Origin of the sequence: Streptomyces kaniharaensis, assembly GCF_009569385.1 — a bacterium.
Taxonomy (GTDB): domain Bacteria; phylum Actinomycetota; class Actinomycetes; order Streptomycetales; family Streptomycetaceae; genus Kitasatospora; species Kitasatospora kaniharaensis.
Window position 1 is genome coordinate 1,669,488 of record NZ_WBOF01000001.1, and the last position, 23,223, is coordinate 1,692,710.

Here is a 23,223-nt window from a genome sequence, read left to right on the forward strand (position 1 = left end):
CCGTGGCTCCCGTGACCGCCCAGCCCACCGCCCCCGAACAGGCCCCGGACGCGTTCGAGACGAACCGCCGCTACCTGGGCTCGGTCGCCTACCGGCTGCTCGGCTCCTTCACCGACGCCGAGGACGTCCTCCAGGACGCCTGGCTGCGCTGGCAGTCCACCGACCGGGCCGCCGTCACCGACCCGCGCGCCTTCCTCACCACCGTGGTCACCCGGCTCTGCTACGACCAGCTCGGCTCCGCCCGCGCCCGCCGCGAGGCCTACTACGGCGAGTGGCTGCCGGAGCCGTCCGTCTCCTACGCGAGCGCCCCCGACTCCCCCGCCGAGCTGGCCGAACGCGGCGAGTCCGTCTCGCTCGCCCTGCTCGCCGTACTGGAGCAGCTCACCCCGGCCGAGCGGGCCGCCTTCGTGCTGCACGACGTCTTCGCGGTCGGCTTCGAGGACATCGCCGCTTCCCTGGACCGCACCCCCGACGCCACCCGCCAGCTCGCCTCCCGGGCCCGCCGCCGGGTCAAGGACGGCGGCCGGCACGCGAACGCCGACCCGGCCGAGCACCGGCGGGCCGTCGAGGCGTTCGCGACCGCCACCGCACGCGGCGACATCCAGGGCCTGATGGCCGTCCTGGACCCCGACGTGGTCTGGCACGCCGACGGCGGCGGCATCGTCCGCGCCGCGGCCCGGCCCGTCCTCGGCGCCGACAAGGTGGCCCGATTGGTAGCCGGGCTGGTCGCCAAGTGGTTCACCCCCGAGTACGGGCTCGGCTCCGCGCTGGTCAACGGCGAGCCCGGGCTCGTCTGGTACGAGCGGGCCACCGGCGCCGTCTCCGGTGTGGTCGCCCTCACCGTCTCCGGCGGGCGGATCACCGAGGCGTTCGTGGTGGTCAACCCCGAGAAGCTCGGCCACATCCGCCCGATCGAGGCGTGACGCAGGTCACCGTCACACTCCGACCGGCCGCGTCGTCCCCCTCCCGAACAGCGCTTCACGAGAGCGCACCTCGCAAGGAGGCGGACGAAATGAGCAGCACCACCGAGAAGCGAATCGTCGTCCTGGGAGCCGGATACGCCGGCCTCACCGCTGCCAAGGGCGCCGGACGCCACCACACCGTCACCCTGGTCGCGCCAGAGGAGCGGCTCCTCCACCGCGTCCGCCAGCACGAGGCGGCGGCCGGCCACGGGCGCGACTGGCCGGCCATCGACCGGCTGGCGCGCGGCCGCCGCATCGAGCACCGGCGGGCCAGGGCCGTCGAACTCGACCTGGCCGGGCACAAGGTCCTGCTCGACGACGGCACCACCCTCGGCTACGACACCCTGGTCTACGCCCTCGGCAGCCGCACCGCCTGGCACGACGTCCCCGGCGCCGCCGAGCACGCCTACTCCGCCGAACGCGCGGCCGACCTCCACCGCCGGCTGCGCGACGCCGACCGGCCCGGCACCCTCGCCGTGGTCGGCGGCGGCGCCACCGGCATCGAGCTGGCCACCGAACTCGCCGAGGCCCACCCGGGCTGGCGGGTGCGGATCGTCGCGGCCGGCCGGGTGGGCGGCATCTACTCGCCCAAGGGCCGCGCCCACATCCGGCGCGTCCTCGACCGGCTCGGCGTCACCGTCCACGAGAACGCCACCGTCACCGAGGTCAGCCCCGCCGGGCTGCGCACCACCGCCGGCCCGATCGACGCGGACGTCACCGTCTGGGCCGCCTCCATGGAGCCGCACCCGCTGGCCGCCGAAGCCGGACTGGCCGTGGACGACCGCGGCCGGGCCCTGGTCGACGACCACCTGCGGTCGGTCTCGCACCCGGACGTCCACGTGGTCGGCGACGCAGCCGCCGTGACCGTCCCCGGCATCGGCACCCTGCGGATGGGCTGCGCCACCGCCCTGCCGCAGGGCCAGTACCTCGGCAAGCTGCTCGACGGGCGCACCGCGAAGCCGTTCGCGTACAAGTACGTCGTGCAGTGCCTGAGCCTCGGCCGGCGGGACGGGCTGCTCCAGCTGGTCCGCGGGGACGACTCGATGCGCCCCACCGTGCTCACCGGGGCGGCTGGACGGATGGCCAAGGCCGCGATCGTCACCGGGGTGCTCTCCGCGCTGAAGTAGCTTCCGGGGTCCAGGGATGCGAAAAGGCCCGGGGCGAGTGCCCCGGGCCCTTCCTTGCTGCTACTTCTTTTCCTTCGGCGCCTCCGCGTCGGTGGACAGCGCGGCGATGAAGGCCTCCTGCGGCACCTCCACGCGGCCGACCATCTTCATCCGCTTCTTGCCTTCCTTCTGCTTCTCCAGCAGCTTGCGCTTACGCGAGATGTCACCGCCGTAGCACTTGGCGAGGACGTCCTTGCGGATGGCGCGGACCGTCTCGCGGGCGATCACCCGGGAGCCGATGGCGGCCTGGATCGGCACCTCGAACTGCTGGCGCGGGATCAGCTTCTGCAGCTTGCCGGCCATCATCACGCCGTAGTTGTAGGCCTTGTCCTTGTGCACGATCGCGGAGAACGCGTCCACCGCGTCGCCGTGCAGCAGGATGTCGACCTTCACCAGGTTGGCGCTCTGCTCGCCGATGGGCTCGTAGTCGAGCGAGGCGTAGCCGCGGGTCTTGGACTTCAGCTGGTCGAAGAAGTCGAAGACGATCTCGGCGAGCGGCAGGGTGTAGCGCAGCTCGACCCGGTCCTCGGAGAGGTAGTCCATGCCCTGCAGGTTGCCGCGGCGGGACTGGCACAGCTCCATGATCGCGCCGACGAACTCGTTCGGCGCCAGGATCGTGCCGCGCACGACCGGCTCGAACACCTCGGCGATCTTGCCGGTCGGGAACTCGCTCGGGTTGGTGACGGTGTGCTCGGTGCCGTCCTCCATCACCACCCGGTAGATCACGTTCGGGGCGGTGGAGATCAGGTCGAGGTTGAACTCGCGCTCCAGGCGCTCCCGGATGATCTCCAGGTGCAGCAGGCCGAGGAAGCCGCAGCGGTAGCCGAAGCCGAGCGCGACCGAGGTCTCCGGCTCGTACACCAGCGCGGCGTCGTTGAGCCGCAGCTTGTCCAGGGCGTCGCGCAGCAGCGGGTAGTCCGAGCCGTCCAGCGGGTACAGGCCCGAGAACACCATCGGACGCGGGTCCTTGTAGCCGCCCAGCGCCTCGGTGGCGCCCTTGTTCTGCGAGGTGATCGTGTCACCGACCTTGGACTGCCGGACGTCCTTCACACCGGTGATGATGTAGCCCACCTCGCCGACGCCGAGGCCGTCGGCGACCTTCGGCTCGGGCGAGATGACGCCGATCTCCAGCAGCTCGTGGGTGGCGCCGGTGGACATCATCGCGATCCGCTCGCGCTTGGTGAGCTGGCCGTCCACGACACGCACGTAGGTGACCACGCCGCGGTAGGCGTCGTACACCGAGTCGAAGATCATCGCGCGGGCCGGGGCGTCCTTGACGCCGACCGGGGCCGGGATGTTGTCGACGATGTGGTCGAGCAGGTCCTCGACGCCGAGGCCGGTCTTGGCGCTGACCTGGAGCACGTCGGACGGGTCGCAGCCGATGATGTGCGCGATCTCGGCGGCGTACTTCTCCGGCTGGGCGGCCGGCAGGTCGATCTTGTTGAGCACCGGGATGATCGTGAGGTCGTTCTCCAGCGCCAGGTACAGGTTGGCGAGGGTCTGCGCCTCGATGCCCTGGGCCGCGTCGACGACCAGGATGGTGCCCTCGCACGCGGCGAGGGAGCGGGACACCTCGTACGTGAAGTCCACGTGGCCCGGGGTGTCGATCATGTTGAGGATGTGCGTCGCCCCGGCGTTCGGCCCGGTCTTGGGCGCCCACGGGAGGCGGACCGCCTGCGACTTGATGGTGATGCCGCGCTCACGCTCGATGTCCATGCGGTCGAGGTACTGGGCACGCATCTGCCGCGGGTCGACGACGCCGGTGATCTGCAGCATCCGGTCTGCGAGCGTCGACTTGCCGTGGTCGATGTGGGCGATGATGCAGAAGTTGCGGATCAGCGCCGGGTCGGTACGGCTGGGCTCTGGCACATTGCTGGGGGTCGCGGGCACCTTGGTCCGATTCTCCGTTGGTCCGGGGCCGGGGGTGTCCGGATCATCGCTGACCGGTTTCCCGGGGACCGGACAGTCTCGTCCGATCGAAGTAGTTCCTCCCATCTTCCCATGAGCACGGCGTGGCCCGCCGATCGGTCCGGTCCGAAACCTTCACGGCGCGAGTCGAGGTGCCAGTCGGGGTGCGGGTCGGGTGCCAGTCGGGGTGCGGCTCGGGGGTTCCCGCGGTGCGAGTCGGGGCGGCAGGATGACGTCCCGTGATCCTCGAAAGCGCCCTGCTCGACGTCCTGCCCGGCCGGGAGGACGAGTTCCTCGCCGCCTTCGCCGAGGCGCGGCCACTGATCGCCGTGCAGCGCGGCTTCCGCTCGCTGGAACTGAGGCGCTGCCTCGACGAAGGGCGCGGCTCGCGCTTCCTGCTCCAGGTGGAATGGGAGACTCTCGCCGACCACACCGAAGGGTTCCGCGGCTCGGCCGAGTACCAGCGATGGCGCGAGCTGCTGCACCGGTTCTACCGGCCGTTCCCGGAGGTCGAGCACTACGGCGAGCCGCTGCTCAGCGCGTAGCCGGTTTGGGTCGGGCGGCGGGCCCCTGGTAGCGTGGGCAGCTGCACCTGGCCTCGGCATGCCCTCTCAGCTGGACCGACGGCCGCGCGGTGCAACCTCCCCAGCCTCTGGCCGGGGCACCCGTGATCCATTCAGACAAGACTGAGGCTCCTTCGTGGCGAACATCAAGTCCCAGATCAAGCGCAACAAGACCAACGAGAAGGCGCGCCTGCGCAACAAGGCCGTCAAGTCCTCGCTGAAGACCGCTCTGCGCAAGGCCCGTGAGGCCGCCGCCGCCGGCGAGGCCGAGAAGGCCGTCGAGCTGGCCCGCGCCGCCTCCAAGGCGCTGGACAAGGCCGTGAGCAAGGGCGTCATCCACGCCAACCAGGCCGCCAACAAGAAGTCGGCCATCACCAAGCGCGTCAACACCGCCGCCCAGGCCTGACGCCCCCGGGGGCTCCGGCCCCCAACGCCTCGGGACGACCCGGCCCTCTACCCGGCTCCCTGAGGCGCGCGAGAACTCGCACCGCACGCGGCCTGCGTTCGCCACGCGGGTGCGGTGCACTAAGCAGTACGGCAGGCGCCGCAGCGGCCTCTTCCCCAGAGGCCCGCTGCGGCGCCTGCCGCGTTTCGCGGGGCCAGTTGGTCGAGGGGGACGAGGATCGACCGCAGGACGCCCAGGACGGCGCCACCGGCTGCCGCCCGAGGGGTGGGAACGCCCTGGGACGCCCCTGGAATTCAGTACTCAGTCGGCCGGGCAGTGCTCAGTACGCCGGACGACTGCCCGCCCGGGCGGCCCGGGCGACGGCGACCACCGCGCGCTCCAGGGCGAAGGCCGGGTCGTCCGAACCGCCCTTGACGGCGGCGTCCGCCTGCGCGATCGCGGTCAGCGCGACGGCCACGCCGTCGCCCGTCCAGCCGCGCATCTGCTGGCGGACCCGCTCGACCTTCCACGGCGGCATGCCCAACTCGCGGGCCAGATCGGCCGGACGCATGTTCCGTCCGGTGGTCGCCAGCCGCCCGATGCTGCGCACGCCGGACGCCAGCGCGTAGGTGATGCCCGTCGGCGGTTGCCCCACCGCCAGGGCCCAGCGCAGCCGCTCCAGCGCCTCCGCGGCCCGGCCGGTGACCGCCAGGTCGGCCACCTCGAAGCCGGTGGCCTCGGCCCGGCCGCTGTAGTAGCGGGCCACCACGGTCTCGTCGATCGCGCCCTCGACGTCCGAGGTGAGCTGGCTGCACGCGGCGGCCAGCTCGCGCAGATCGCTGCCGAGCGCGTCCAGCAGGGCCTGGCAGGCCTCCGGGGTGGCGGACCGCCCGAGCGAGCGGAACTCGCCCTTGACGAACGCCAGCCTCTCGCCGGCCTTGGCCAGCTTCGCGCACGCCACCTCACGCGCGCCCGCCTTGCGCGCCGCGTCCAGCAGCCCCTTGCCCTTGGCTCCGCCCGCGTGCACCAGCACCATGATCACTTCGTCGGCCGGCGCCTCGATGTACGCCTTGACCTCCTTCACCGAGTCGGCGGAGAGGTCCTGGGCGGCCCTGATCACGATCACCTTGCGCTCGGCGAACAGCGACGGGGTGGTCAGCTCGGCCAGACTGCCCGGCTGGAGCCCGCCGGGCGGGAGATCCCGCACGTCGGTGTCCGGGTCCGCCGCCTTCGCCGCCGCCACCACCTGGGCGACCGCGCGGTCCAGCAGCAGCTCCTCCTGGCCGACCGCGAGGGTCAGCGGGGCGAGCAGGTCGTCGGGTGCACTCTTCCTGGCCATCGCCTACCAGCATCCCACGGGGGACGGACACCCCGGCCGCCCCGGCCTTGCGTGCGGGCCCGGACCGGGGGGCCTGGACAATGAGCCGGTGACCGAAGACCACACCACCGACCAGCCGGACGTCGACGACCCGCACGCCCGGCAGCTGCTCGTCCTGCCCGACCGCGACGCCGCCGACGACGCCGCGGAGGAGCTCAGCGCCACCCACCCCGACCTCGGCGAGCTCGAAATCGTCCGCGACGCCCTGGCCGGCGAGGACGACGCCGAGGACGCCCAGTGGCTGGTCGTCGTCGAACCCCCGGAGGACGGCTGGACCCCGGCCCGGCTGCAGGCCCTCGACGCGCTCGCCGCCGAGTACGAGGGCTGGCGCGAGGAGGGCTGAGCGCCCCTTCCCGCCGCGCCGGGGCGGCGAGGGCAACCGCCAAATCCGGTGAAACTCGACGGCCATAGGGAGTTGACGGCTGGTCAGGGCGGCGCTTTGCTTCAGTAACGGCCGATTGCGCGTGTCGGCCCGCGTTTCTGTCATGCTCCTGACATCGACCCGGCCGCTGACCGGCCCCAGTTCGCCCCCCATGCCTCACCCCCACCACTTCGGAGGCCCCATGGCCAGGAAGCGTTCAACCACCCTCGCGGCGGGCACAGTTGCCGCGCTCACCGTGCTCGCGCTGTCCGCCGCGCCGATGGCCACAGCCCAGAACACCCGGCCGTCGGCCGCCCAGAGCATGGTCGTCTACCGCGTCCCCACCCACACGGCAGAGGACGCCCGAACCCTCTCCGCCGAGGGCTTCGACCTGCTCGAACACCGCCAGGGCAGTGATCTGTTCGTCCTCGGCGACGCCCGCGAGGGCACCCGGCTGCGCCTGCTCGGCTTCGCGCCGACCGTCGAGCAGACGCTGCCCGGGCCGACACCGACACCGCTCCGGCCTCCTCCCAGGAGCGGCCAACTCCCCACCGCGAACCCGGACGAGACCTACTACGGCGGCTACCACACGGTCAACGCCCACTACGCACACCTGGACCAAGTCGCCTCCCAGCACCCGGACCTGGCCACCGTCGTGACGTACGGACAGTCCTGGCGCAAGCAGACCGGGAAGCCCAACGGCTACGACCTGAAGGCCGTCTGCATCACCAAGCTCACAGCGGGCGACTGCCGGCGCACCCCGAACTCGGCCAAGCCCCGGTTCTTCCTGATGAGCCAGATCCACGCCCGCGAACTCACCACCGGCGAGGTCTCCTGGCGCTGGATCGACCACCTCACCGGCGGCTACGGCACCGACAAGGACGTCACCGCGCTCCTCGACTCCACCGAGATCTGGGTCGTGCCGATCGCCAACCCCGACGGCGTCGACATCGTCCAGCAGGGCGGCGACAGCCCCAACTACCAGCGCAAGAACGCCGACGACGCCAACGGCGGCTCCTGCGACCTCTTCGGCCAGACCGGCGTCGACCTCAACCGCAACGCCGGCACGCACTGGGGCGGACTGGGCACCTCGACCGACCCGTGCTCCGAGATCTACCTCGGCCCGCAGGCCGACTCCGAGGTCGAGAACAGCGCCCTGGAAGGCCTGTTCCGCGACCTGTACCCGGCGGTGCGCGGCCCCGGCGACACCGACCCCGCCCCGGCGGACACCCGAGGAATCATGATCACCATGCACAGCGACGCCAGCATGGTCATCTTCCCCTGGGGCCACGACCGCGCCGTCCACACCGGCAACGACGCCGCCCTGCGTGCCCTGGCCGGCAAGCTCGGCGCCCTCACCGGCTACCAGCCCGGCCAGGCCGGCGAAATCCTCTACGACGCCGCCGGGGGCACGGACGACTGGATCTACGACAAGCTCGGCACCGCCAGCTTCACCATCGAGGTCGGCGACAGCGACTCCCGCGGCTGCTCCGGGTTCATGCCCGCCTACTCCTGCCAGGACTCCTACTTCTGGCCCAAGATGAAGCCCGCCCTCATGTACGCCGCCACCCACGCTCCGGCGCCCTACAGCACCACCGCCGGCGACTGACCTGGCCAACGAGGAGAAGCCACCCTGAAAGCCGCGCGCGGCGCTCCGGTGCTACCCGGAGCGCCGCGCTGCTTCCGGCGGCTTCTCGCCGGTCGCCTCCGTTTCTCGGCCTCGTTGTCCCTCGGCCCTTGCCTGGCCGACCCTCCCTTGGCCTCCTCGTCCTTCTGACCCCCGACCGCTTCTACCGCTTCCCCGCGGCGCGCTCCGGGCCTGCCCGGAGCGCGCCGCCACAATCCTTCTCGGGCCCCGCCCCCGCCCCCGCCCCCCTCCCTCCTCCCCACCCCTTCCCCTTCCCTTCCCCACCCCGGGGATGGGAGGAGAGGAGGGCGGATGGTCACCTCGGCGGGGCTCGCGGGGTGTGCGAGCCCCGCCCGGTGTGGGAGTCGGCCGACTCGTCCGCGCCGTGGGAGCCCGGCTTGTGCGCTTCGTGCGCACCCTGCGGGTGCACGGCCGCGCCGAGGGTGGCCGGTGAGTCGCCCGTCACGGCGATGTCTCCCGACCGGTCGGTGCGCAGGACGGTCGCACCGAGCCCGCGCAACCGGTCCACCGTCCGAGGGGACGGATGACCGTACGAATTGCCCTCACCGCACGAGATCAAGGCGAGTCGGGGCCGCAACGCACCGGCCAAGTCCCAGTCCTGGTGGGCAGAGCCGTGATGAGCGACCTTCAGTACGTCCACGCGCCCCACCCTGCCCAACAAGGCGGACTGGGCGGGTGGTTCGAGGTCCCCAAGCAACGCCATCCGCACTCCGCCGGCCACCGTCACCAGCAACGCGACGCTCGCGTTGTTCGCGCCCGGCGCCTCGACGGCCGCACCGGCATCGGGCCAGACCACGTCCCACGACAACCCCGGCCCGGCCGACCGCCGTTCACCGCGCCCGGCACGGAGCAACGGGACACCGGCGCCGGCCGCCCAACTCGACACCCGGGCCGCCTCGCCCGGCGGATCGTCCAGGGTCGTTCCCTCGATCGCACCGACCCGCCGGCCCCGCAACACCCCGGGCACGCCCTCGACGTGATCGGCGTGGAAATGTGTCACCAGCAGCAACGGCACCGTTGTGATGCCCAAGTCCCGCAGACAGCGATCAGCCGCATTCGGATCCGGTCCCGCGTCGACCACCACCGCACTGCCCGGTGTGTCCACCGGAAGCACCAGCATGTCGCCCTGACCGATGTCGCACATCACTATCCGCCAGCCCGGCGGTGGCCAGCCGGTGGCGATCCGGGCGAGCAACGGCGGCCGCACCAGCACCGCCAGCAGGACCACCAGCAGCGTCCCCGTCACCAACGCCCGCACCCATCGCACCCGCGCGCGGACCCGCCCACCGGAATCCGCCCGTCGAGGCAGCAGCAGCGGTGCTGCCCAGCAAACCGCCAGCGTGACCAGAGTGGCTGTCACCACCCCGAACCACCCACCTGGCCAAGACAGTTGCCCACCCGGCAACTCGGCCCCGCGGCGCGCCACCAGGGCCAGCCAGCCGACCGGTACCCCGGCCGGTTCCGCCAGCAGCCGGGCCAGTGCCGGAGAGAGCGGCTGCAGCACGAGCACCCCGAAGCCGAGCAGCGTCGCCGGGGCCACCGCCAGCTCGGCCAGCAGGTTGCACGGGATCGCGACCAGACTGATGTGCCCGGACAGCACCACCGTCACCGGCGCGCACAGGGCCTGTGCCCCCGCCGTCGCCGCGAGCGCGCCCGCCAGGTGGTGCGGCCAGCGCCGCGACCGCAGGGCCTCGGCCCAGTGCGGCCCGAGGATGAGCAGCCCGGCCGTGGCGAGTACGGACAGCAGGAACCCGAAGGACCGCGCCAGATACGGGTCTAGCAGCACCAGGACCAGCACCGCCCCGGCCAGCGCGGGCACGGCCTGCCGGGGCCTGCCGGTGGCGAGCGCGAGCATGCCGATCAGAGCCGTCCCCGCCGCCCGGAGCACACTGGGCTCCGGGCGGCAGATGGTGACGAAGGCCAGCGTCAGCGCCGTCCCGAGCAGGGCGCTGACGCGCAGCGAGAGCCCCAGAAGTGCGGCCAGGCCTCGGCGCTCGGGGGTCCCGGCCTGCCCCGGGGCGCCCAGCAGCGCCCCGAGGACGATCGCCAGGTTGGCCCCGCTCACAGCCACCAGGTGCACCAGGTCGGTGGCCCGGAAGGCGTCCACGAGGTCGCCGGGCAGTCGCGAGGTGTCCCCGACGACCAGGCCCGGCAACAGTCCCCGCGCGTCAGGCGGGAGCCCGTCGCTGGCCGTTCGAAGGCCCTCGCGCAGGCGCCCGGCGATCCGCTGCGGCAGGCTCGGGGGCGAGAGCTGCCGGGGCGCGCCGCGGACGACCAGCAGCGCCGCTGACTCGGTGTCGTACCCCTCCCCCGCCGGTCGGACCTCGGCCTCCACCGCCAGCCGGGCGGACGGGAGCAGCCCTTGCCACGGCCCGGCCTCCTGCCCCCGGACCATGACCGTCACCGGGGTTCGCGTCCGGGTGACCCGCCCGTCCGGGACGGTCACGCGGTCCGCCACCGCATCCACGGTGAGAACGGTCTGCCCGCCGGTGGTGCCGCCGCGGGACGCGTGGGACTTCGGGTCCCCGGCGACGGTCAGCTCGACCTCCACGACCCGGGCCGGCTCATCGGCCGCACGCGGTGGGGCGTGCTCGGCGACCCGGGCCAGCTCCGGCAGCGGCCCCCGGTGCAGGTCGGCGGTCTGCAGCAGGGTGGCGGCCGTGGCCGTCGCCCCGGTGAGCAGGACGGCCGCCAGTGTCGCCGCCGCCCCATGGCGGCGGAGCGCTCTCGACCGGGCGAGCAGCACGACGCCCGCGAGCGCGGCCACGCCCGCCAGCCCGAGCAGCACGGCATCGTGACCCGGCGCCCGGCCGAGGAGCGCGGCCGCGACCACCCACGCCGACATGGCGGGGAGCAGCAGCCGGAAGTCGGAGCCCGGGGTGCGGACGGCCGGGGTCGGGTCGGCGGCGGACACGGTGGTACCTCCCTTCGGCGGAACGGACTGGCGGAACGTGCTGGCGGAACCAACGGGCAGGACGGGCCGGCGGAACGGACCCGCGAAAAGGACTGATCGGGACGGATGGTCGGCCGACACCTCGACGGGACGTCAGAGGGTGAGCAGCGGACGGAGCTCCGCGTACGTCCGCGCGCCGATGCCACTGACCTGCCGAAGCTGGTCGAGCGTGCGGAACGAGCCGTGCGACGTGCGGTACGCGAGGATGCGCTGGGCGAGGGTCGGGCCGACACCGGGGAGGCTGTCGAGCTGTTCGAGGGTGGCCCGGTTGAGGCTGACGGTCCGTTTCGGCACGGTGTGGGCTGGCGGCACCCCGGTGCCGGTCCCGTCGGCGGAGGCAGGAGCATTGCCGGACTCGCCGACGAGGATCTGCTCACCGTCCGTCAGCACCCGTGCCAGGTTGAGGCTTCTGGTGTCCGTCTCCGACAGAGGCCCGCCCGCCGCCCGCAGGGCGTCGGCCACCCGCGAGCCACCGGGCAGGGTGTGGACCCCGGGCACGTGAACACGGCCGCCGATGTCCACGACGACGGGCTCGGCAGCGGGACCCGGCGCCGGAGCAAGCGCACCGGCCTCCGTACCGCCCTCGGACGACGCCGGAGCGGACGACACCGATGAGGCCGAGGCCAGCGCCGGCACCGCGACCGCCTGCGGCCTGGCCAGCCAGAAGTGCTGCACGGCATACCCGACCGCGAACAGCAGCAGGACGGTCAGCCCCACCACCGCCCGCCGGTCGAGCAGCATCGCCGGGCCGAACCGGAACCGCGGCCCGTCACCCGCTACCACCGGATCCAGCGGCTCTGGTCCGCCGGACGGCGTCGGTGGCAGAGCAGCCCCCGGAGGCGGCCCGGTGGCCGACGGCTCACCCTCGCCGCCGCGCGGCTCCCCCGTCACCGGCAGCACCGCCGCCATCCGCAGCCGGACGGTCTCGTTGATCTCGTGGCGCTTGGCCGCGCCCAGGCCCATGCTCGTCATGGGCAGCACGGTAGGAACCCACGGATGAGCGCGCGGACATCACCGAATCCCTGTGGATAGCAAGGGGGTTGTGGATAACTTCGCCAACCCTCAGGAGTGAGTGGGCGCCGGTCAGATTGACCGACACGCCCTTCAGTGCGACGAAACGACCGGCGAACCCACCGGCGAAACCACCACCGCGAGCAGCCCCGGCCCGACATGCGCGCCGATCACCGCCCCCACCTCACCCACGTACAGCTCCCGCAGCCCGGGCACCCGCGCCCGCAGCCGCTCCGCGAGCGGCTCGGCCCGGTCCTCCGCCGCCAGGTGGTGCACCGTGATGTCGACCGGCCCGTCGCCCGACCGCTCGACCGCGATCTCCTCCAGCCGCGCGATCGCCCGCGAAGCGGTCCGCACCTTCTCCAGCGGCTCGATCCGCCCGCCGTCCAGGTGCAGCAGCGGCTTCACGGCCAGTGCCGATCCGAGCAGCGCCCGTGCCGCCCCGATCCGGCCGCCCCGGCGCAGGTGCTCCAGGGTGTCGACGTAGAAGAACCCGCTGGTCACAGCCGCCCGCCGGGTCGCGGCCCCGGCCGCCTCGGCCAGGTCCCGCCCGGCCGCGATCGCCTCGGCCGCCGCGAGCACCCCGTACCCTAGGGCCATGCCGACGAGCCGGCTGTCCACCACCTCCACCGGGACGGGCGCCCCGGCCGCCGCCAGCCGGGCGGCCTCCACGGTGCCGGACAGCTCGCCGGAGATGTGCACCGAGACGATCCCCTTCGCCCCGGCCTCGGCGGCCGCCCGGTAGGCGGCGGCGAAGGACTCCGGGTTCGGCCGGGACGTGGTCACCCGGTGCTTGGCGCGCAACGCCTCGGCGACGTCCTTCGGTGAGATCTCCACGCCCTCGGCGAGGACCACGTCATCGACCGCGACGCTCAGCGGAACCACCGTGATCCCGTGCCGGTCGAGGTCCTCCTGCGGCAGATAGGCCGTGGAATCCGTGACGAGTGCGAGGTCGGAGGGCATGAGGCGGAGGTTACTCCCCGTTCGGTCGGGATGACAGCGCCCGGCTCCGGGCACCCGGACGGCACCGCCGGTCAGCCCGGATCGAGCAGTACGCACCGCAGGCGCTCACCGTCGGCGCGAGCCGCCCGACGGCGACCGGCCCGATCAGCCCGCCGAGGGGCCCGCCGACTGCTTCCGCAGCCGCTGCGACAGCCTGGCCAGCGGCTCGCCGAGCCCGAGGAGGTCCTCCGCGCTCGGCCGCCCCTTCCCGTCGGTCAGCCCGGCCCTGGGCGCCGACGTGTCCCTGGCCGCACCCCCGGCAGCGCCAGGAGCACCAGAGCCCGGACCGGAAGTACCAGCGGAGCCGGAAGAACCAGGAGAACCCGACGTGTCCCAGTGCCGCAGCGCCCCCGCCTCGCTCTCGCACTCCTGGCTGAGCCTGGTCAGCTCGTCCTCCGCGAACCGGTGCATCCGGTCCTGCGCCGCCCAGCGCATGGTCTCCGCCGAGTGCGTGATCCGCTCCGCCCGCTCGCGCAGCTCGGGCAGCTTGGCCGCGATCCGCCCGGTGTCGGGTTCGCGTTCCAGGACGCGCAGCTCGCCGTCGAGCTCCGCCGCGTGGGCGTCCAGCCGCTTCAGCAGGGCGAGCGCCTCGCTGAGCTGGCCGTCCTGGGCGAGGCCGCCCTCCAGCACCTGCCGGGTGCCGTCGAGCGAGGTGCGCAGGCCTAGCCGGACGGCGGCGATCCGCCCCTGCGGGCCGGGCTTGGTGAACGTCTTCGCCTTGAGGGTGGCGTTCTCCACCGCGCGCCGGGCGTTGGCCTCGTGCCGTTCGACCTTGGCGGCGACGGCCCTGGCCGCCTTGACCGTGCCGACCACCGCCAGCACCACCATCGCGATCCCGAAGAGCAGGGCCAGGCCGAGCATCACGCCGAGCACGTCCATCACGAGCCACCTTCCGCCACCGATTCGGCCCCCACCGGGCCCAACGCGAGCTGCGCCGCCGACGGTTCCACGGTAGCCGCCATGCCGGCCCCGGGGCGGGCCGAACGGGCCCGGGCAACGGAGATCAGGGACAGATCGGGGATCCCCCCAAGGGCGCACGCCCCGAGAACCCGGGGACGCCCACCCGAAAACGGGCGGGCGCCCCGAAGGACGCCCGCCCGAAAACCCACCGAGACCCACCGAGATCTAGGGGGACCTACCCGGATCTACCGGCCTCAGCCGGTGACGATGTTCACCAGCTTCGGCGCCCGCGCGATCACCTTGCGCACCGGAGCGTCCCCGATGGCCGCGACGACCGCCGGGTCGGCCAGGGCCAGCGCCTCCAGCTCGGCGTCCGAGATCGTCGGCGCGACCTCCAGCCGGGCCTTGACCTTGCCCTTGATCTGCACGACGCAGGTCACCGCCTCGTCCACCACGTACGCCGGGTCGGCGACCGGGTAGTCGGCGTGCGCCAGCGAGTCGCCGTGGCCCAGGCGGCGCCACAGCTCCTCCGCGATGTGCGGGGCCAGCGGCGCGACCATCAGCACCAGCTGCTCGGCGACGGTCCGCGGCGTGGACCCGCGCTTGACCAGGTAGTTGTTCAGCTCGATCGCCTTGGCCACGGCGGTGTTGAACCGCAGGCCGGCCATGTCGCCGCGGATGCCGTCGATCGCCTTGTGCAGCGCCCGCAGCGTGGCCTCGTCGGGCTGCTCGTCCGTGACGACCAGCTCGCCGGTGGTCTCCGAGACGATGTTGCGCCACAGCCGCTGCAGGAAGCGGTACGAGCCGACGACCGCGCGGGTGTCCCACGGGCGGGAGACGTCCAGCGGGCCCATCGACATCTCGTACAGGCGCAGCGTGTCGGCGCCGTACTCGTCGGCGATGGCGTCCGGCGCGATGGCGTTCTTCAGGGACTTGCCCATCTTGCCGGCCTCGCGCTTGACCTGCTCGCCCTCCCAGAAGTACGTGCCGTCGCGCTCCTCGACCTCGGCGGCGGGCACCGGGAAGCCCCGCTCGTCGCGGTAGACGTCGGCGGTGATCATGCCCTGGTTGAACAGCTTGTGGAACGGCTCGACGGACGAGACGTGGCCCAGGTCGTGCAGCACCTTGTGCCAGAAGCGCGCGTACAGCAGGTGCAGGACGGCGTGCTCGGCGCCGCCGACGTACAGGTCGGCGCCGCCGGCGGGCTTGTTCTCGGTGGGGCCCAGCCAGTAGCCCTCGTTGGCCGGGTCGACCACGCGGGAGCCGTTGGTCGGGTCGATGTAGCGCAGCTCGTACCAGCAGGAACCGGCCCAGTTGGGCATGGTGTTGGTCTCGCGGCGGTACTTGCGCACGCCGTCGCCCAGGTCCAGCTCGACGTTGACCCAGGCCTCGTTGCGGGACAGCGGGGTCTTGGGCGAGGAGGTGGAGTCGTACGCGTCGTAGGTGTGCGGCGAGTAGTCGTCGACCTCGGGGACCTCGACCGGCAGCATCGACTCGGGCAGTGCGTGCATGACGCCGTCCTCGTCGTAGACGATCGGGAAGGGCTCGCCCCAGTACCGCTGGCGGCTGAACAGCCAGTCGCGCAGACGGTAGTTGACGGTGCCTTCGCCGATGCCGCGCTCGGCCAGCCAGGCCGTGACGCTGGCCTTGGCGTCGACGACGCTCAGCCCGTCCAGCGTCAGATCCCCGGACGGGCGCGAGGAGTTGACGATGACGGAGTCGTAGGTGTCGAACGCGTCGTCCCACGCCGCCGGGTCCTCGCCGCGCCCGTCCGTCGGCTCGACGACGCAGCGCATCGGCAGCCCGAAGGCGCGGGCGAAGGCGAAGTCGCGGTGGTCGTGGGCGGGGACGGCCATGATGGCGCCGGTCCCGTAGCCCATCAGCACGTAGTCGGCGATGAACACCGGGACGGACTCGCCGCTGACCGGGTTGACGGCGTGGGCGCCGGTGAAGACGCCGGTCTTGACCTTGGCCTCGACCTGCCGCTCGACGTCCGACTTGGCGGCGGCAGCGGCGCGGTAGGCGGCGACGGCCTCGGCGGGGGTGGCGGCGCCGCCGGTCCACTCGGCGGGCACGTCCTCGGGCCAGGCGGCCGGCACGATGGCGTCGACCAGGGCGTGCTCGGGGGCCAGCACCATGTAGGTGGCGCCGAACAGGGTGTCGGGCCGGGTGGTGAAGACGGTGATCCGGTCACCGGAGGCGACCGTGAAGTCCACCCGGGCGCCCTCGGAGCGCCCGATCCAGTTGCGCTGCTGCAGCTTGATGGCCTCGGGCCAGTCCAGCAGGTCGAGGTCGGCGATCAGCCGGTCGGAGTAGGCGGTGATCCGCATCATCCACTGGCGCAGGTTGGACTTGAACACCGGGAAGTTGCCGCGCTCGGAGCGGCCGTCCGCGGTGACCTCCTCGTTGGCCAGCACGGTGCCCAGGCCCGGGCACCAGTTGACCGGCACCTCCTTGGCGTACGCCAGGCGGTACTCGCCCAGCACCTCGTCCCGCTCGGTGCCGGACAGTTCGGCCCAGGCGCGCCCGTCCGGGGTCGGCTGCTCGCCGGACTCGAACCGGGCGATCAGCTCGGCGATCGGGCGGGCCTTGCCGGCGGCCTCGTCGTACCAGGAGTTGAAGATCTGCAGGAAGATCCACTGCGTCCAGCGGTAGTAGTCCGGGTCGATCGTGGAGATCGAGCGGCGCGGGTCGTGGCCCAGTCCCAGCCGGCGCAGCTGCTTGCGCATGGTGGCGATGTTGGCGTCGGTGGTGATCCGCGGGTGGGTGCCGGTCTGCACGGCGTACTGCTCGGCGGGCAGGCCGAAGGCGTCGTAGCCCAGCGTGTGCAGCACGTTGTAGCCGGTCATCCGCTGGTAGCGGGCGTAGACGTCGGTGGCGATGTAGCCCAGCGGGTGGCCGACGTGCAGGCCCGAGCCCGAGGGGTACGGGAACATGTCCATGATGAAGCTGTGCGGCTTGGCGGTGACGTCGCCCGCGGCCGGGTCGGCCAGGTCGCCGGCCGGGTTGGGAGCGTTGAAGGTGCCCTCCTTCTCCCAGATGTCCTGCCAGCGGGACTCGATCTCCGCCGCCAGCGCGGCGCTGTACCGGAACGGCTCGGTTGCGGTCTCGGTCGCGCCGGACGCAGGGGTCGTCTCGCTCATGGTCCTTCAAGCTCCATCGATGTCAGTTGGCGAACCGCGCACGTGAACCGGGCACGCGCGGGCCGGCGTACCGAAGCCCCGCACGCGGGCCGGAACGGGGTGGGGAACAACGGGGCGGAAAACAAAAAATCCCCTCGCAGGAGGGGATGCCACGCCGACTCCGGCACCGCCCGAGGGCGCGGCCGGTCCTGGTCAGCGCGGCCGGCTAAGGAGCAGGCGCACGGTTCGCATGGGCTCAGGGTACCGCAAGCGGGTCAGCGCGCTCCCGGGGATACCGCCCGGCCGGCCGCGTCGAAGTCGCGCAGCGCCCGCGCGACCCGCTCGGACTGCATGCCGGAGGCGAGCGTGCGGGCGAGCGCGGCGGTGCGGGTGGCCTCCCGCTGGTCGCCGAGGCGGCGGTGGGTCTCGGCCAGCCGGACCATCAGCAGGGCCTTCGCCCGCGCGCGGCCGGGGCCGAGGCCCGCAACGGCCTCGGCGAGCAGCACCTTGGCCTTCCGGTGGTCGCCGAGGAACAGCCGGGCCTCCCCGACCATGCCGGCGAGGTCGGCCCGGGCCTCGTCGGTGCCGGGCACGCCGTCCAGTGCGGCGAAGGCCCGCGCGGCGGCGTCCGCGGCCTGTTCGGCCTCGCCGCGGCGGCCGTGGGCGCGGGCGATCCGGCCGAGCTGGCGGGCTCGGCCGGTCGCGCTGAGCGTGTCGCCGTGCGCCGCCAGGGCCGCGGTCAGCGCGGTGACGGCGTCCAGGCCGCGTCCGCCGGCGGCCTGGGTGGCGAGCACCACGAGGGCACCGAGCACGCCGACGCCGAGCCGGGCGTCGCCGCTGACGTGGGCGGCGCGCAGCGCGGCGACGAAGGCCCGCTGGGCGGCGGCGTCGTGGTCGAGGTCGTACGCGGCCCAGCCGGCCAGCCGGGCGAGCCGGCTGGCCTGGCCGTACAGGTCGCGGCCGAGCCGTTCGTCGTAGGAGCCGAGTTCCAGCAGCTTGGCGACCATGGCGAGTTCGGCCCGGGTGGGGCCGAGGACGAGGCCGCCGCCGCAGGAGCGTTCGAGCCGTTGCTTGCTGCGGTAGGAGAGGCCGAGTTCGCCGACCAGCCCCGGGTCGATCCGCAGGGCGCCCTCGCCGCCGACGACGGGCGGGGGCGGGGAGGAGAACCGGCCGGCGGCCTGGTCGAGGTCGGCGCTGCGGAAGAAGTCGGTGAGGCGGACGGGCCCGGCGTCGGTGGCCGCCTCGCGCAGCGCGGTCTGGGCGGTGTCGGCGGTCCACGGGTCGGTGAGCAGCCGGGGCGAGAGGATCTTGGCGCCACGGTGGCCGCCCATCCTGCCCCAGAGCTGTTCGTAGGTGACGGCGATGCCGAGGGTGCGGCTGAGCACTTCGCAGACGGTCTGGTCGTGCGGGCTGCGCGGCACCATGCCGCGGTCGCGCCACTTGTAGGGGGCGGTGGAGCTGATCGCCAGGCCGGGTGGCAGGGCGAGGCTCACCTCACGGGCGAGCCGTTCCGGACTCCAGCCGAGCTGGTGGAGTATCCGGGCCAGTTCCTCGTTGCGCCGCCGCTCCAGATCCGCCATGGCACGACGGTAGCGGTCCTTCCCTGTTCCGCGCGGCCGGCCTGCACGGAAGAATCGGCGACGGAACGCCGAAAGGCCGCCTCCCGATCCGGGAGACGGCCTTCGATTTCTGTGGAGCTATGGGGAATTGAACCCCAGACCTCTTGCATGCCATGCAAGCGCTCTACCAACTGAGCTATAGCCCCTTGACCTGCGATGTCACCGGGGTTTCCGTCCGGTTTCCCTCGGCGACATCGACTACTTTACACGGTCGCGGGGGTGCTCCACGAATCCGTTTCCGGAAGCCCGGTGGTCCCGGCGGCCCGGGTCGACGTGCGGTCGGACGGCCGGCGGTCCCGCTAGCGGGCCGCGCGGCGGGCCCGGGCGGCGAAGCCCGCGGCGAGCAGGAAGGCGGCGGTGTTCCCCGCGAGCATGACCTGCAGCGCATGCCCGGAGTCGGCGGCCGGCGCCGGCAGGTCGACCTGGCCGAGGAACACCGAGCCGAGCACCGCGACCCCGACCACCTGCCCGAGCTGGATGACCGTCACCATCACGCCGCTGGCGTCGGCGGCGTCGGCCGGCGCCACGTGGGTGAGCGCGCGGGCGAACAGCGGGGCGTACGCGCAGCCCGCGACCAAACCGATCGCGGCCATCGTGGCCAGCCGCGCCGCGTCGAGGTCGGCGCCGCCGCCGAGCAGCACGCCGAGCCCCAGGTAGCCCGTCGAGACCAACAGCGCGGCCAGCACCGGCAGCGCGCCGTGCAGCCGGCCTGGCAGCCGGTGCCAGTGCAGGCTCGACAGGCCGAAGCCGACCGCGACCGGCGCCGAGCAGAGCCCGGCCTTCAGCGCGGAGTACCCCAGGGCGGCCTGCTGGTGCAGGGCGAAGGCGAACAGGAAGCCTGCGAACGCGGCCATGATCATGAACAGTCCGGCCGCGGCCGGGCGCAGCCCGGGCGCCCGCAGCACCCGGCCGGAGATCAGCGGCTGCCCGCCCCGCCGGGCGACCGCGCGCTCGACCACCACGAACAGGCCGAACAGCAGCACGCTCCCGGCGAGCATCGCCCAGCCCCAGGCCGGCCAGCCGAGTTCGTGGCCGAGCACCAGCGGCACCACCAGCAGGCCGAGCGCCGCGCCGAGCACCACCAGCCCGGGGACGTCGAAGCCGCGCTCGGCGTCACCGGGCGTCCTGGGCAGCAGCCGGGCGCCGGCCGCCAGCAGCACCAGCCCGATCGGGACGTTGACCAGGAAGACCGGCCGCCAGCCGGTGCCGAACAGGTCGGCACTGACCAGCACGCCGCCGACGACCTGGCCGATCGCGATGCCGCCGGCGAGCACCGCCGAGTAGAGGCCGAGTGCCCTGATCCGGGCGGCGCCGGTGAAGGTCCGCTGGAGCAGGCTCATCACCTGGGGCACCATCAGGGCCGAGCCCGTGCCCTGGAGCAGCCGGAAGACGATCAGCCAGCCGGTGGCCGGGGCGAGGCCGCAGGCCAGCGAGGCGGCGGTGAAGACGGCCAGGCCGAGTTGGAACATCCGGCCGAAGCCGTGGCGGGCGCCGAGCCGGGCGCCGGTGATGAGGAGCACCGCGTACGCGATGGTGTAGCCGGCGATCACCAGTTGCAGGGCGGCGCCGGAGGCGTGCAGGTCGGTCCGGATGGTAGGCACCGCGACGTTGACGATGGAGACGTCGAGCACGGCCATGAACTGTCCGCACAGGACGAGCGCGAGGAGCAGCCCGGGCCGGACGGCCGGGGCCTCGGTGCCGCCGGCCACGCGGGGCCTGATCTGAAGGTCCGTCATGGCCACCAGCTTCCCGCCGCACCGGTACTGGTGGTTAGAGCCTGTCGATCCTGGTACTGGCAGCACCTGTATCGCCGGCCCGGTCTGCGGCACGATGGACGGCATGACCGTCCTGGAGGAGAGCCCGGCCGCGGCCCCCGCGCCGGCGGCGGGCGGCAAGGACCGCCGGCGCACCGAGCTGGCCCGCTTCCTGAAGGCCTGCCGGGCGCGGGTCACCCCGGAGGACGTCGGCCTGCCGCCCGGGCTGCGCCGCCGCACGCCGGGTCTGCGCCGCGAGGAGGTGGCGCAGCTCGCGGGGGTGGGAGTGACCTGGTACACGTGGCTGGAGCAGGGCCGGCCCATCAACGCGAGCGAGCAGGTACTGCTGGCGGTGGCGCGGGCGCTGCGGCTGGACGGCACCGAGCGGGAGCACCTGTTCCGGCTGTCCGGGGTGTCCCCCTCGCAGTACGAACGGCCGGCCCCGCCGGCGCTGGACCCGTCGATCCAGGTGATCCTGGACTCGCTCTCCCCGCTGCCGGCGGCGGTCTCCAACACGCGCTTCGACGTGCTGACGTACAACCAGCCGTACCGATCGCTGTTCGGCACGGACCGGATGCGACTGGAGAACGGGACGTTCAACAGCCTCTGGTGCATGCTGACCGCGCCGCCGTGCTGCAACCCGTGCGACAACCGGGAGGAGGCCCTCCCGCGGATGGTGGCGGTGCTGCGCTCCGCGTACGGCAGGCACGTCGGCGAGCCGGCGTGGGAGGCCTACGTGCAGCGGCTGTCGACGCGCAGCGAGCTGTTCCGGGAGCTGTGGGAGCGCCAGGAGGTCGCGCCGCCCGAGACGTGGCTGCGGCTGTTCCGCCACCCGCGGCTCGGGGTACTGCGGGTGAAGGCCACGTACCTGACGCTGCCGGGTGTGCCGGAGTGCTACATGGTCATCTACGTCCCGGAGAGCCCGGAGGACCGGGAACGGGTCGAACGGCTGGGCGCACTGCCGCCCGGCGGCTGGACGCATTCCTGCCGAACGTGGGAAACGTAGAGAACACAGGCGCGGGCACAACGCGAGAGGCCGCCACCCGGTGGGTGACGGCCTCTCGTCAGCTGTGGAGCTATGGGGAATTGAACCCCAGACCTCTTGCATGCCATGCAAGCGCTCTACCAACTGAGCTATAGCCCCGCGACACGCGCGGCCCCGCTGAACAGGACCACTGGTGCGGAGTGGAGCTATGGGGAATTGAACCCCAGACCTCTTGCATGCCATGCAAGCGCTCTACCAACTGAGCTATAGCCCCGCACTCACCGGATCTCCCGCTTCCCTTCCGGGCCGCGTTCCCTCCGTGCGAACGAGGAAGACTCTAGCTGGTCAGGCCCGGAACTGCGAAATCCGTCCCTCCGGGGCCCGCAGGCTCCCGCTCAGGTGTCGTCGCCGATGACCGGCTGCGGAAGCGTGCCCGCGTTGTGCTCCAGCAGACGCCAGCCGCGCGCCCCCCGGCCCAGCACCGACCAGCAGCAGTTGGACAGCCCGCCGAAGCACTCCCAGAGCACAGGCTCCAGGCCGAGCAGCCGCCCGAGCATGGTGCGGATCGTCCCGCCGTGGCTGACCACGACCAGCGTCCCGTTCTCCGGCAGCTTGTCGACGGCGTCCAGCACCACCGGCACCGAGCGGTCGGCGACCTCGCTGGACAGCTCGCCGCCGCCGCGCCGCACCGGCTCGCCCGCCGCCCAGGCCGCGTACTCCTCCGGGTGCCGGGCCCGGATCTCGGTGTTGGTCAGGCCCTGCCACGAACCCGCGTACGTCTCCCGCAGGCCCTCGTGGTGCTGCACGTCCAGCCCGGTCACCTTGGCCAGCTCCTCGGCCGTGCGCTTGGCGCGCTTGAGGTCGGAGGAGATCAGCAGGTCGGGGCGGAGCCCCGAGAGCAGCCGGGCGGCCCGCTGCGCCTGCAGCACGCCCTGCCCGGTCAGCTCGATGTCCGTGGTGCCCTGGAAGCGCGACTCGAGGTTCCAGGAGGTCTGGCCGTGCCGCCAGAAGACGATGCGCGGGCCCCGCGCGGACCGGCTCAGAACAGGTCCTCGGGCTTGCCGAAGTCGTCGGCGGGGGCGACGGCGTTGCCGGCCTCGTCGGTGTGGGCGTCGGGGCGGTTGCGCGAGGCGAGGGCGTCCTCGGGCAGGGGCAGCTCGGGGCAGTCCTTCCAGAGCCGGTCCAGCGAGTAGAAGGAGCGCTCCTCGGAGTGCTGGACGTGCACGACGATGTCCAGGTAGTCGAGCAGGATCCAGCGGCCCTCGCGCTCGCCCTCGCGGCGCACCGGCTTGACGTCCAGCTGCTCGCGCAGCTGGTCCTCGATCTCCTCGGCGATCGACCGGACCTGGCGGTCGTTGTTGGCGGAGGCGATCAGGAAGGCGTCGGTGATCGACAGCACGTCGCTGACGTCGAACGCGATGATGTTGTGCGCCAGCTTGTCGGCCGCCGCCTGCGCGGCGACGGTGATGAGCTGCTGGCTGTGGTCGGTGACGGTCACGGTGTTCT

At 72.9% G+C, this 23,223-nt stretch carries 18 protein-coding genes and 3 tRNA genes; 7 read left to right on the forward strand and 14 right to left on the reverse strand.

Annotated elements, in window-relative coordinates:
- Window positions 1-11: 11 nt before the first annotated feature.
- Together sigJ and F7Q99_RS07635 are read left to right on the forward strand one after the other, a co-directional pair.
- The gene (gene sigJ / locus F7Q99_RS07630) at window positions 12-923 is read left to right on the forward strand and encodes an RNA polymerase sigma factor SigJ (RefSeq protein ID WP_326846392.1); all 912 of its coding nucleotides are present in this window, start codon (window positions 12-14) and stop codon (window positions 921-923) included.
- 89 nt (window positions 924-1,012) lie between these two features.
- A complete protein-coding gene (locus F7Q99_RS07635) occupies window positions 1,013-2,089 on the forward strand; it encodes an NAD(P)/FAD-dependent oxidoreductase (protein WP_153460615.1) in 1,077 nt (358 codons plus the stop codon).
- Between the two features lie 60 nt (window positions 2,090-2,149).
- Here the strand turns inward: F7Q99_RS07635 and lepA are convergent, their stop codons facing one another.
- On the reverse strand, window positions 2,150-4,018 hold the full coding sequence (gene lepA / locus F7Q99_RS07640) for a translation elongation factor 4 (protein WP_326846393.1): 1,869 nt from the start codon (window positions 4,016-4,018) through the stop codon (window positions 2,150-2,152).
- Between the two features lie 257 nt (window positions 4,019-4,275).
- Between lepA and F7Q99_RS07645 the strand changes: the two genes are divergently transcribed.
- Together F7Q99_RS07645 and rpsT are read left to right on the forward strand one after the other, a co-directional pair.
- Window positions 4,276-4,581: an antibiotic biosynthesis monooxygenase family protein gene (locus tag F7Q99_RS07645; RefSeq protein ID WP_326846394.1), complete on the forward strand. Its 306-nt coding sequence runs from the start codon at window positions 4,276-4,278 to the stop codon at window positions 4,579-4,581.
- A gap of 154 nt (window positions 4,582-4,735) precedes the next feature.
- Window positions 4,736-5,005, forward strand: coding sequence for a 30S ribosomal protein S20 (gene rpsT, locus F7Q99_RS07650; protein WP_326846395.1), 270 nt, complete (start codon window positions 4,736-4,738; stop codon window positions 5,003-5,005).
- A 319-nt stretch (window positions 5,006-5,324) separates the two neighbouring features.
- Here the strand turns inward: rpsT and holA are convergent, their stop codons facing one another.
- Complete coding sequence (gene holA / locus F7Q99_RS07655; RefSeq protein WP_153460616.1) at window positions 5,325-6,323, reverse strand: DNA polymerase III subunit delta; 999 nt, start codon at window positions 6,321-6,323, stop codon at window positions 5,325-5,327.
- 88 nt (window positions 6,324-6,411) lie between these two features.
- Between holA and F7Q99_RS07660 the strand changes: the two genes are divergently transcribed.
- A complete protein-coding gene (locus tag F7Q99_RS07660; RefSeq protein ID WP_326846396.1) occupies window positions 6,412-6,705 on the forward strand; it encodes a hypothetical protein in 294 nt (97 codons plus the stop codon).
- Between the two features lie 220 nt (window positions 6,706-6,925).
- Entirely contained in the window at window positions 6,926-8,332 is a 1,407-nt protein-coding gene (locus F7Q99_RS07665; RefSeq protein ID WP_153460617.1) for a M14 family zinc carboxypeptidase, read from the forward strand.
- Between the two features lie 334 nt (window positions 8,333-8,666).
- On the opposite strand, the gene F7Q99_RS07670 is transcribed toward F7Q99_RS07665, so the two are convergent.
- The 8 genes from F7Q99_RS07670 to F7Q99_RS07705 all read right to left on the reverse strand — a co-directional run bounded on the left by F7Q99_RS07670 (window position 8,667) and on the right by F7Q99_RS07705 (window position 20,714).
- Complete coding sequence (locus F7Q99_RS07670; protein ID WP_326846397.1) at window positions 8,667-11,285, reverse strand: ComEC/Rec2 family competence protein; 2,619 nt, start codon at window positions 11,283-11,285, stop codon at window positions 8,667-8,669.
- Window positions 11,286-11,417: 132 nt separating this feature from the next.
- Window positions 11,418-12,296: a helix-hairpin-helix domain-containing protein gene (locus F7Q99_RS07675; protein ID WP_230210172.1), complete on the reverse strand. Its 879-nt coding sequence runs from the start codon at window positions 12,294-12,296 to the stop codon at window positions 11,418-11,420.
- Window positions 12,297-12,428: 132 nt separating this feature from the next.
- Window positions 12,429-13,298 (reverse strand): DegV family protein, encoded by an 870-nt coding sequence (locus F7Q99_RS07680; RefSeq protein ID WP_153460618.1) that lies wholly within the window; start codon window positions 13,296-13,298, stop codon window positions 12,429-12,431.
- A gap of 144 nt (window positions 13,299-13,442) precedes the next feature.
- Window positions 13,443-14,216: a hypothetical protein gene (locus F7Q99_RS07685; protein ID WP_153460619.1), complete on the reverse strand. Its 774-nt coding sequence runs from the start codon at window positions 14,214-14,216 to the stop codon at window positions 13,443-13,445.
- A gap of 275 nt (window positions 14,217-14,491) precedes the next feature.
- Window positions 14,492-17,380, reverse strand: coding sequence for a leucine--tRNA ligase (gene leuS, locus F7Q99_RS07690; protein ID WP_153460620.1), 2,889 nt, complete (start codon window positions 17,378-17,380; stop codon window positions 14,492-14,494).
- Between the two features lie 254 nt (window positions 17,381-17,634).
- Window positions 17,635-18,939 (reverse strand): hypothetical protein, encoded by a 1,305-nt coding sequence (locus tag F7Q99_RS07695; protein WP_153460621.1) that lies wholly within the window; start codon window positions 18,937-18,939, stop codon window positions 17,635-17,637.
- 112 nt (window positions 18,940-19,051) lie between these two features.
- Window positions 19,052-19,124: transfer RNA gene (locus F7Q99_RS07700), tRNA-Ala, on the reverse strand.
- A gap of 153 nt (window positions 19,125-19,277) precedes the next feature.
- Entirely contained in the window at window positions 19,278-20,714 is a 1,437-nt protein-coding gene (locus F7Q99_RS07705; RefSeq protein ID WP_153460622.1) for an MFS transporter, read from the reverse strand.
- 103 nt (window positions 20,715-20,817) lie between these two features.
- On the opposite strand from F7Q99_RS07705, the gene F7Q99_RS07710 reads away from it, so the two are divergent.
- Window positions 20,818-21,738, forward strand: coding sequence for a helix-turn-helix transcriptional regulator (locus F7Q99_RS07710; protein WP_153460623.1), 921 nt, complete (start codon window positions 20,818-20,820; stop codon window positions 21,736-21,738).
- A 65-nt stretch (window positions 21,739-21,803) separates the two neighbouring features.
- Here F7Q99_RS07710 and F7Q99_RS07715 read toward each other — a convergent pair.
- The 4 genes from F7Q99_RS07715 to rsfS form a co-directional block, all read right to left on the reverse strand.
- Window positions 21,804-21,876 (reverse strand) — tRNA-Ala (locus tag F7Q99_RS07715).
- A 42-nt stretch (window positions 21,877-21,918) separates the two neighbouring features.
- Window positions 21,919-21,991 (reverse strand) — tRNA-Ala (locus F7Q99_RS07720).
- Between the two features lie 121 nt (window positions 21,992-22,112).
- On the reverse strand, window positions 22,113-22,760 hold the full coding sequence (locus F7Q99_RS07725) for a histidine phosphatase family protein (protein ID WP_153460624.1): 648 nt from the start codon (window positions 22,758-22,760) through the stop codon (window positions 22,113-22,115).
- A complete protein-coding gene (gene rsfS, locus F7Q99_RS07730; protein WP_326846398.1) occupies window positions 22,757-23,215 on the reverse strand; it encodes a ribosome silencing factor in 459 nt (152 codons plus the stop codon). The genes F7Q99_RS07725 and rsfS overlap by 4 nt, the downstream gene beginning before the upstream one ends.
- Between the last annotated feature and the right edge of the window lie 8 nt (window positions 23,216-23,223).

Excerpts from the sequence above, each read along its gene's own strand:
- F7Q99_RS07675 (WP_230210172.1), bottom strand. The coding sequence starts at position 12,296 with ATGACGAGCATGGGCCTGGGCGCGGCCAAGCGCCACGAGATCAACGAG.
- holA (WP_153460616.1), bottom strand. The coding sequence starts at position 6,323 with ATGGCCAGGAAGAGTGCACCCGACGACCTGCTCGCCCCGCTGACCCTC.
- F7Q99_RS07695 (WP_153460621.1), bottom strand. The coding sequence starts at position 18,939 with ATGGCGGATCTGGAGCGGCGGCGCAACGAGGAACTGGCCCGGATACTC.
- F7Q99_RS07635 (WP_153460615.1), top strand. The coding sequence starts at position 1,013 with ATGAGCAGCACCACCGAGAAGCGAATCGTCGTCCTGGGAGCCGGATAC.
- leuS (WP_153460620.1), bottom strand. The coding sequence starts at position 17,380 with ATGAGCGAGACGACCCCTGCGTCCGGCGCGACCGAGACCGCAACCGAG.
- F7Q99_RS07685 (WP_153460619.1), bottom strand. The coding sequence starts at position 14,216 with ATGGACGTGCTCGGCGTGATGCTCGGCCTGGCCCTGCTCTTCGGGATC.
- F7Q99_RS07665 (WP_153460617.1), top strand. The coding sequence starts at position 6,926 with ATGGCCAGGAAGCGTTCAACCACCCTCGCGGCGGGCACAGTTGCCGCG.
- F7Q99_RS07705 (WP_153460622.1), bottom strand. The coding sequence starts at position 20,714 with ATGACGGACCTTCAGATCAGGCCCCGCGTGGCCGGCGGCACCGAGGCC.
- F7Q99_RS07680 (WP_153460618.1), bottom strand. The coding sequence starts at position 13,298 with ATGCCCTCCGACCTCGCACTCGTCACGGATTCCACGGCCTATCTGCCG.
- F7Q99_RS07710 (WP_153460623.1), top strand. The coding sequence starts at position 20,818 with ATGACCGTCCTGGAGGAGAGCCCGGCCGCGGCCCCCGCGCCGGCGGCG.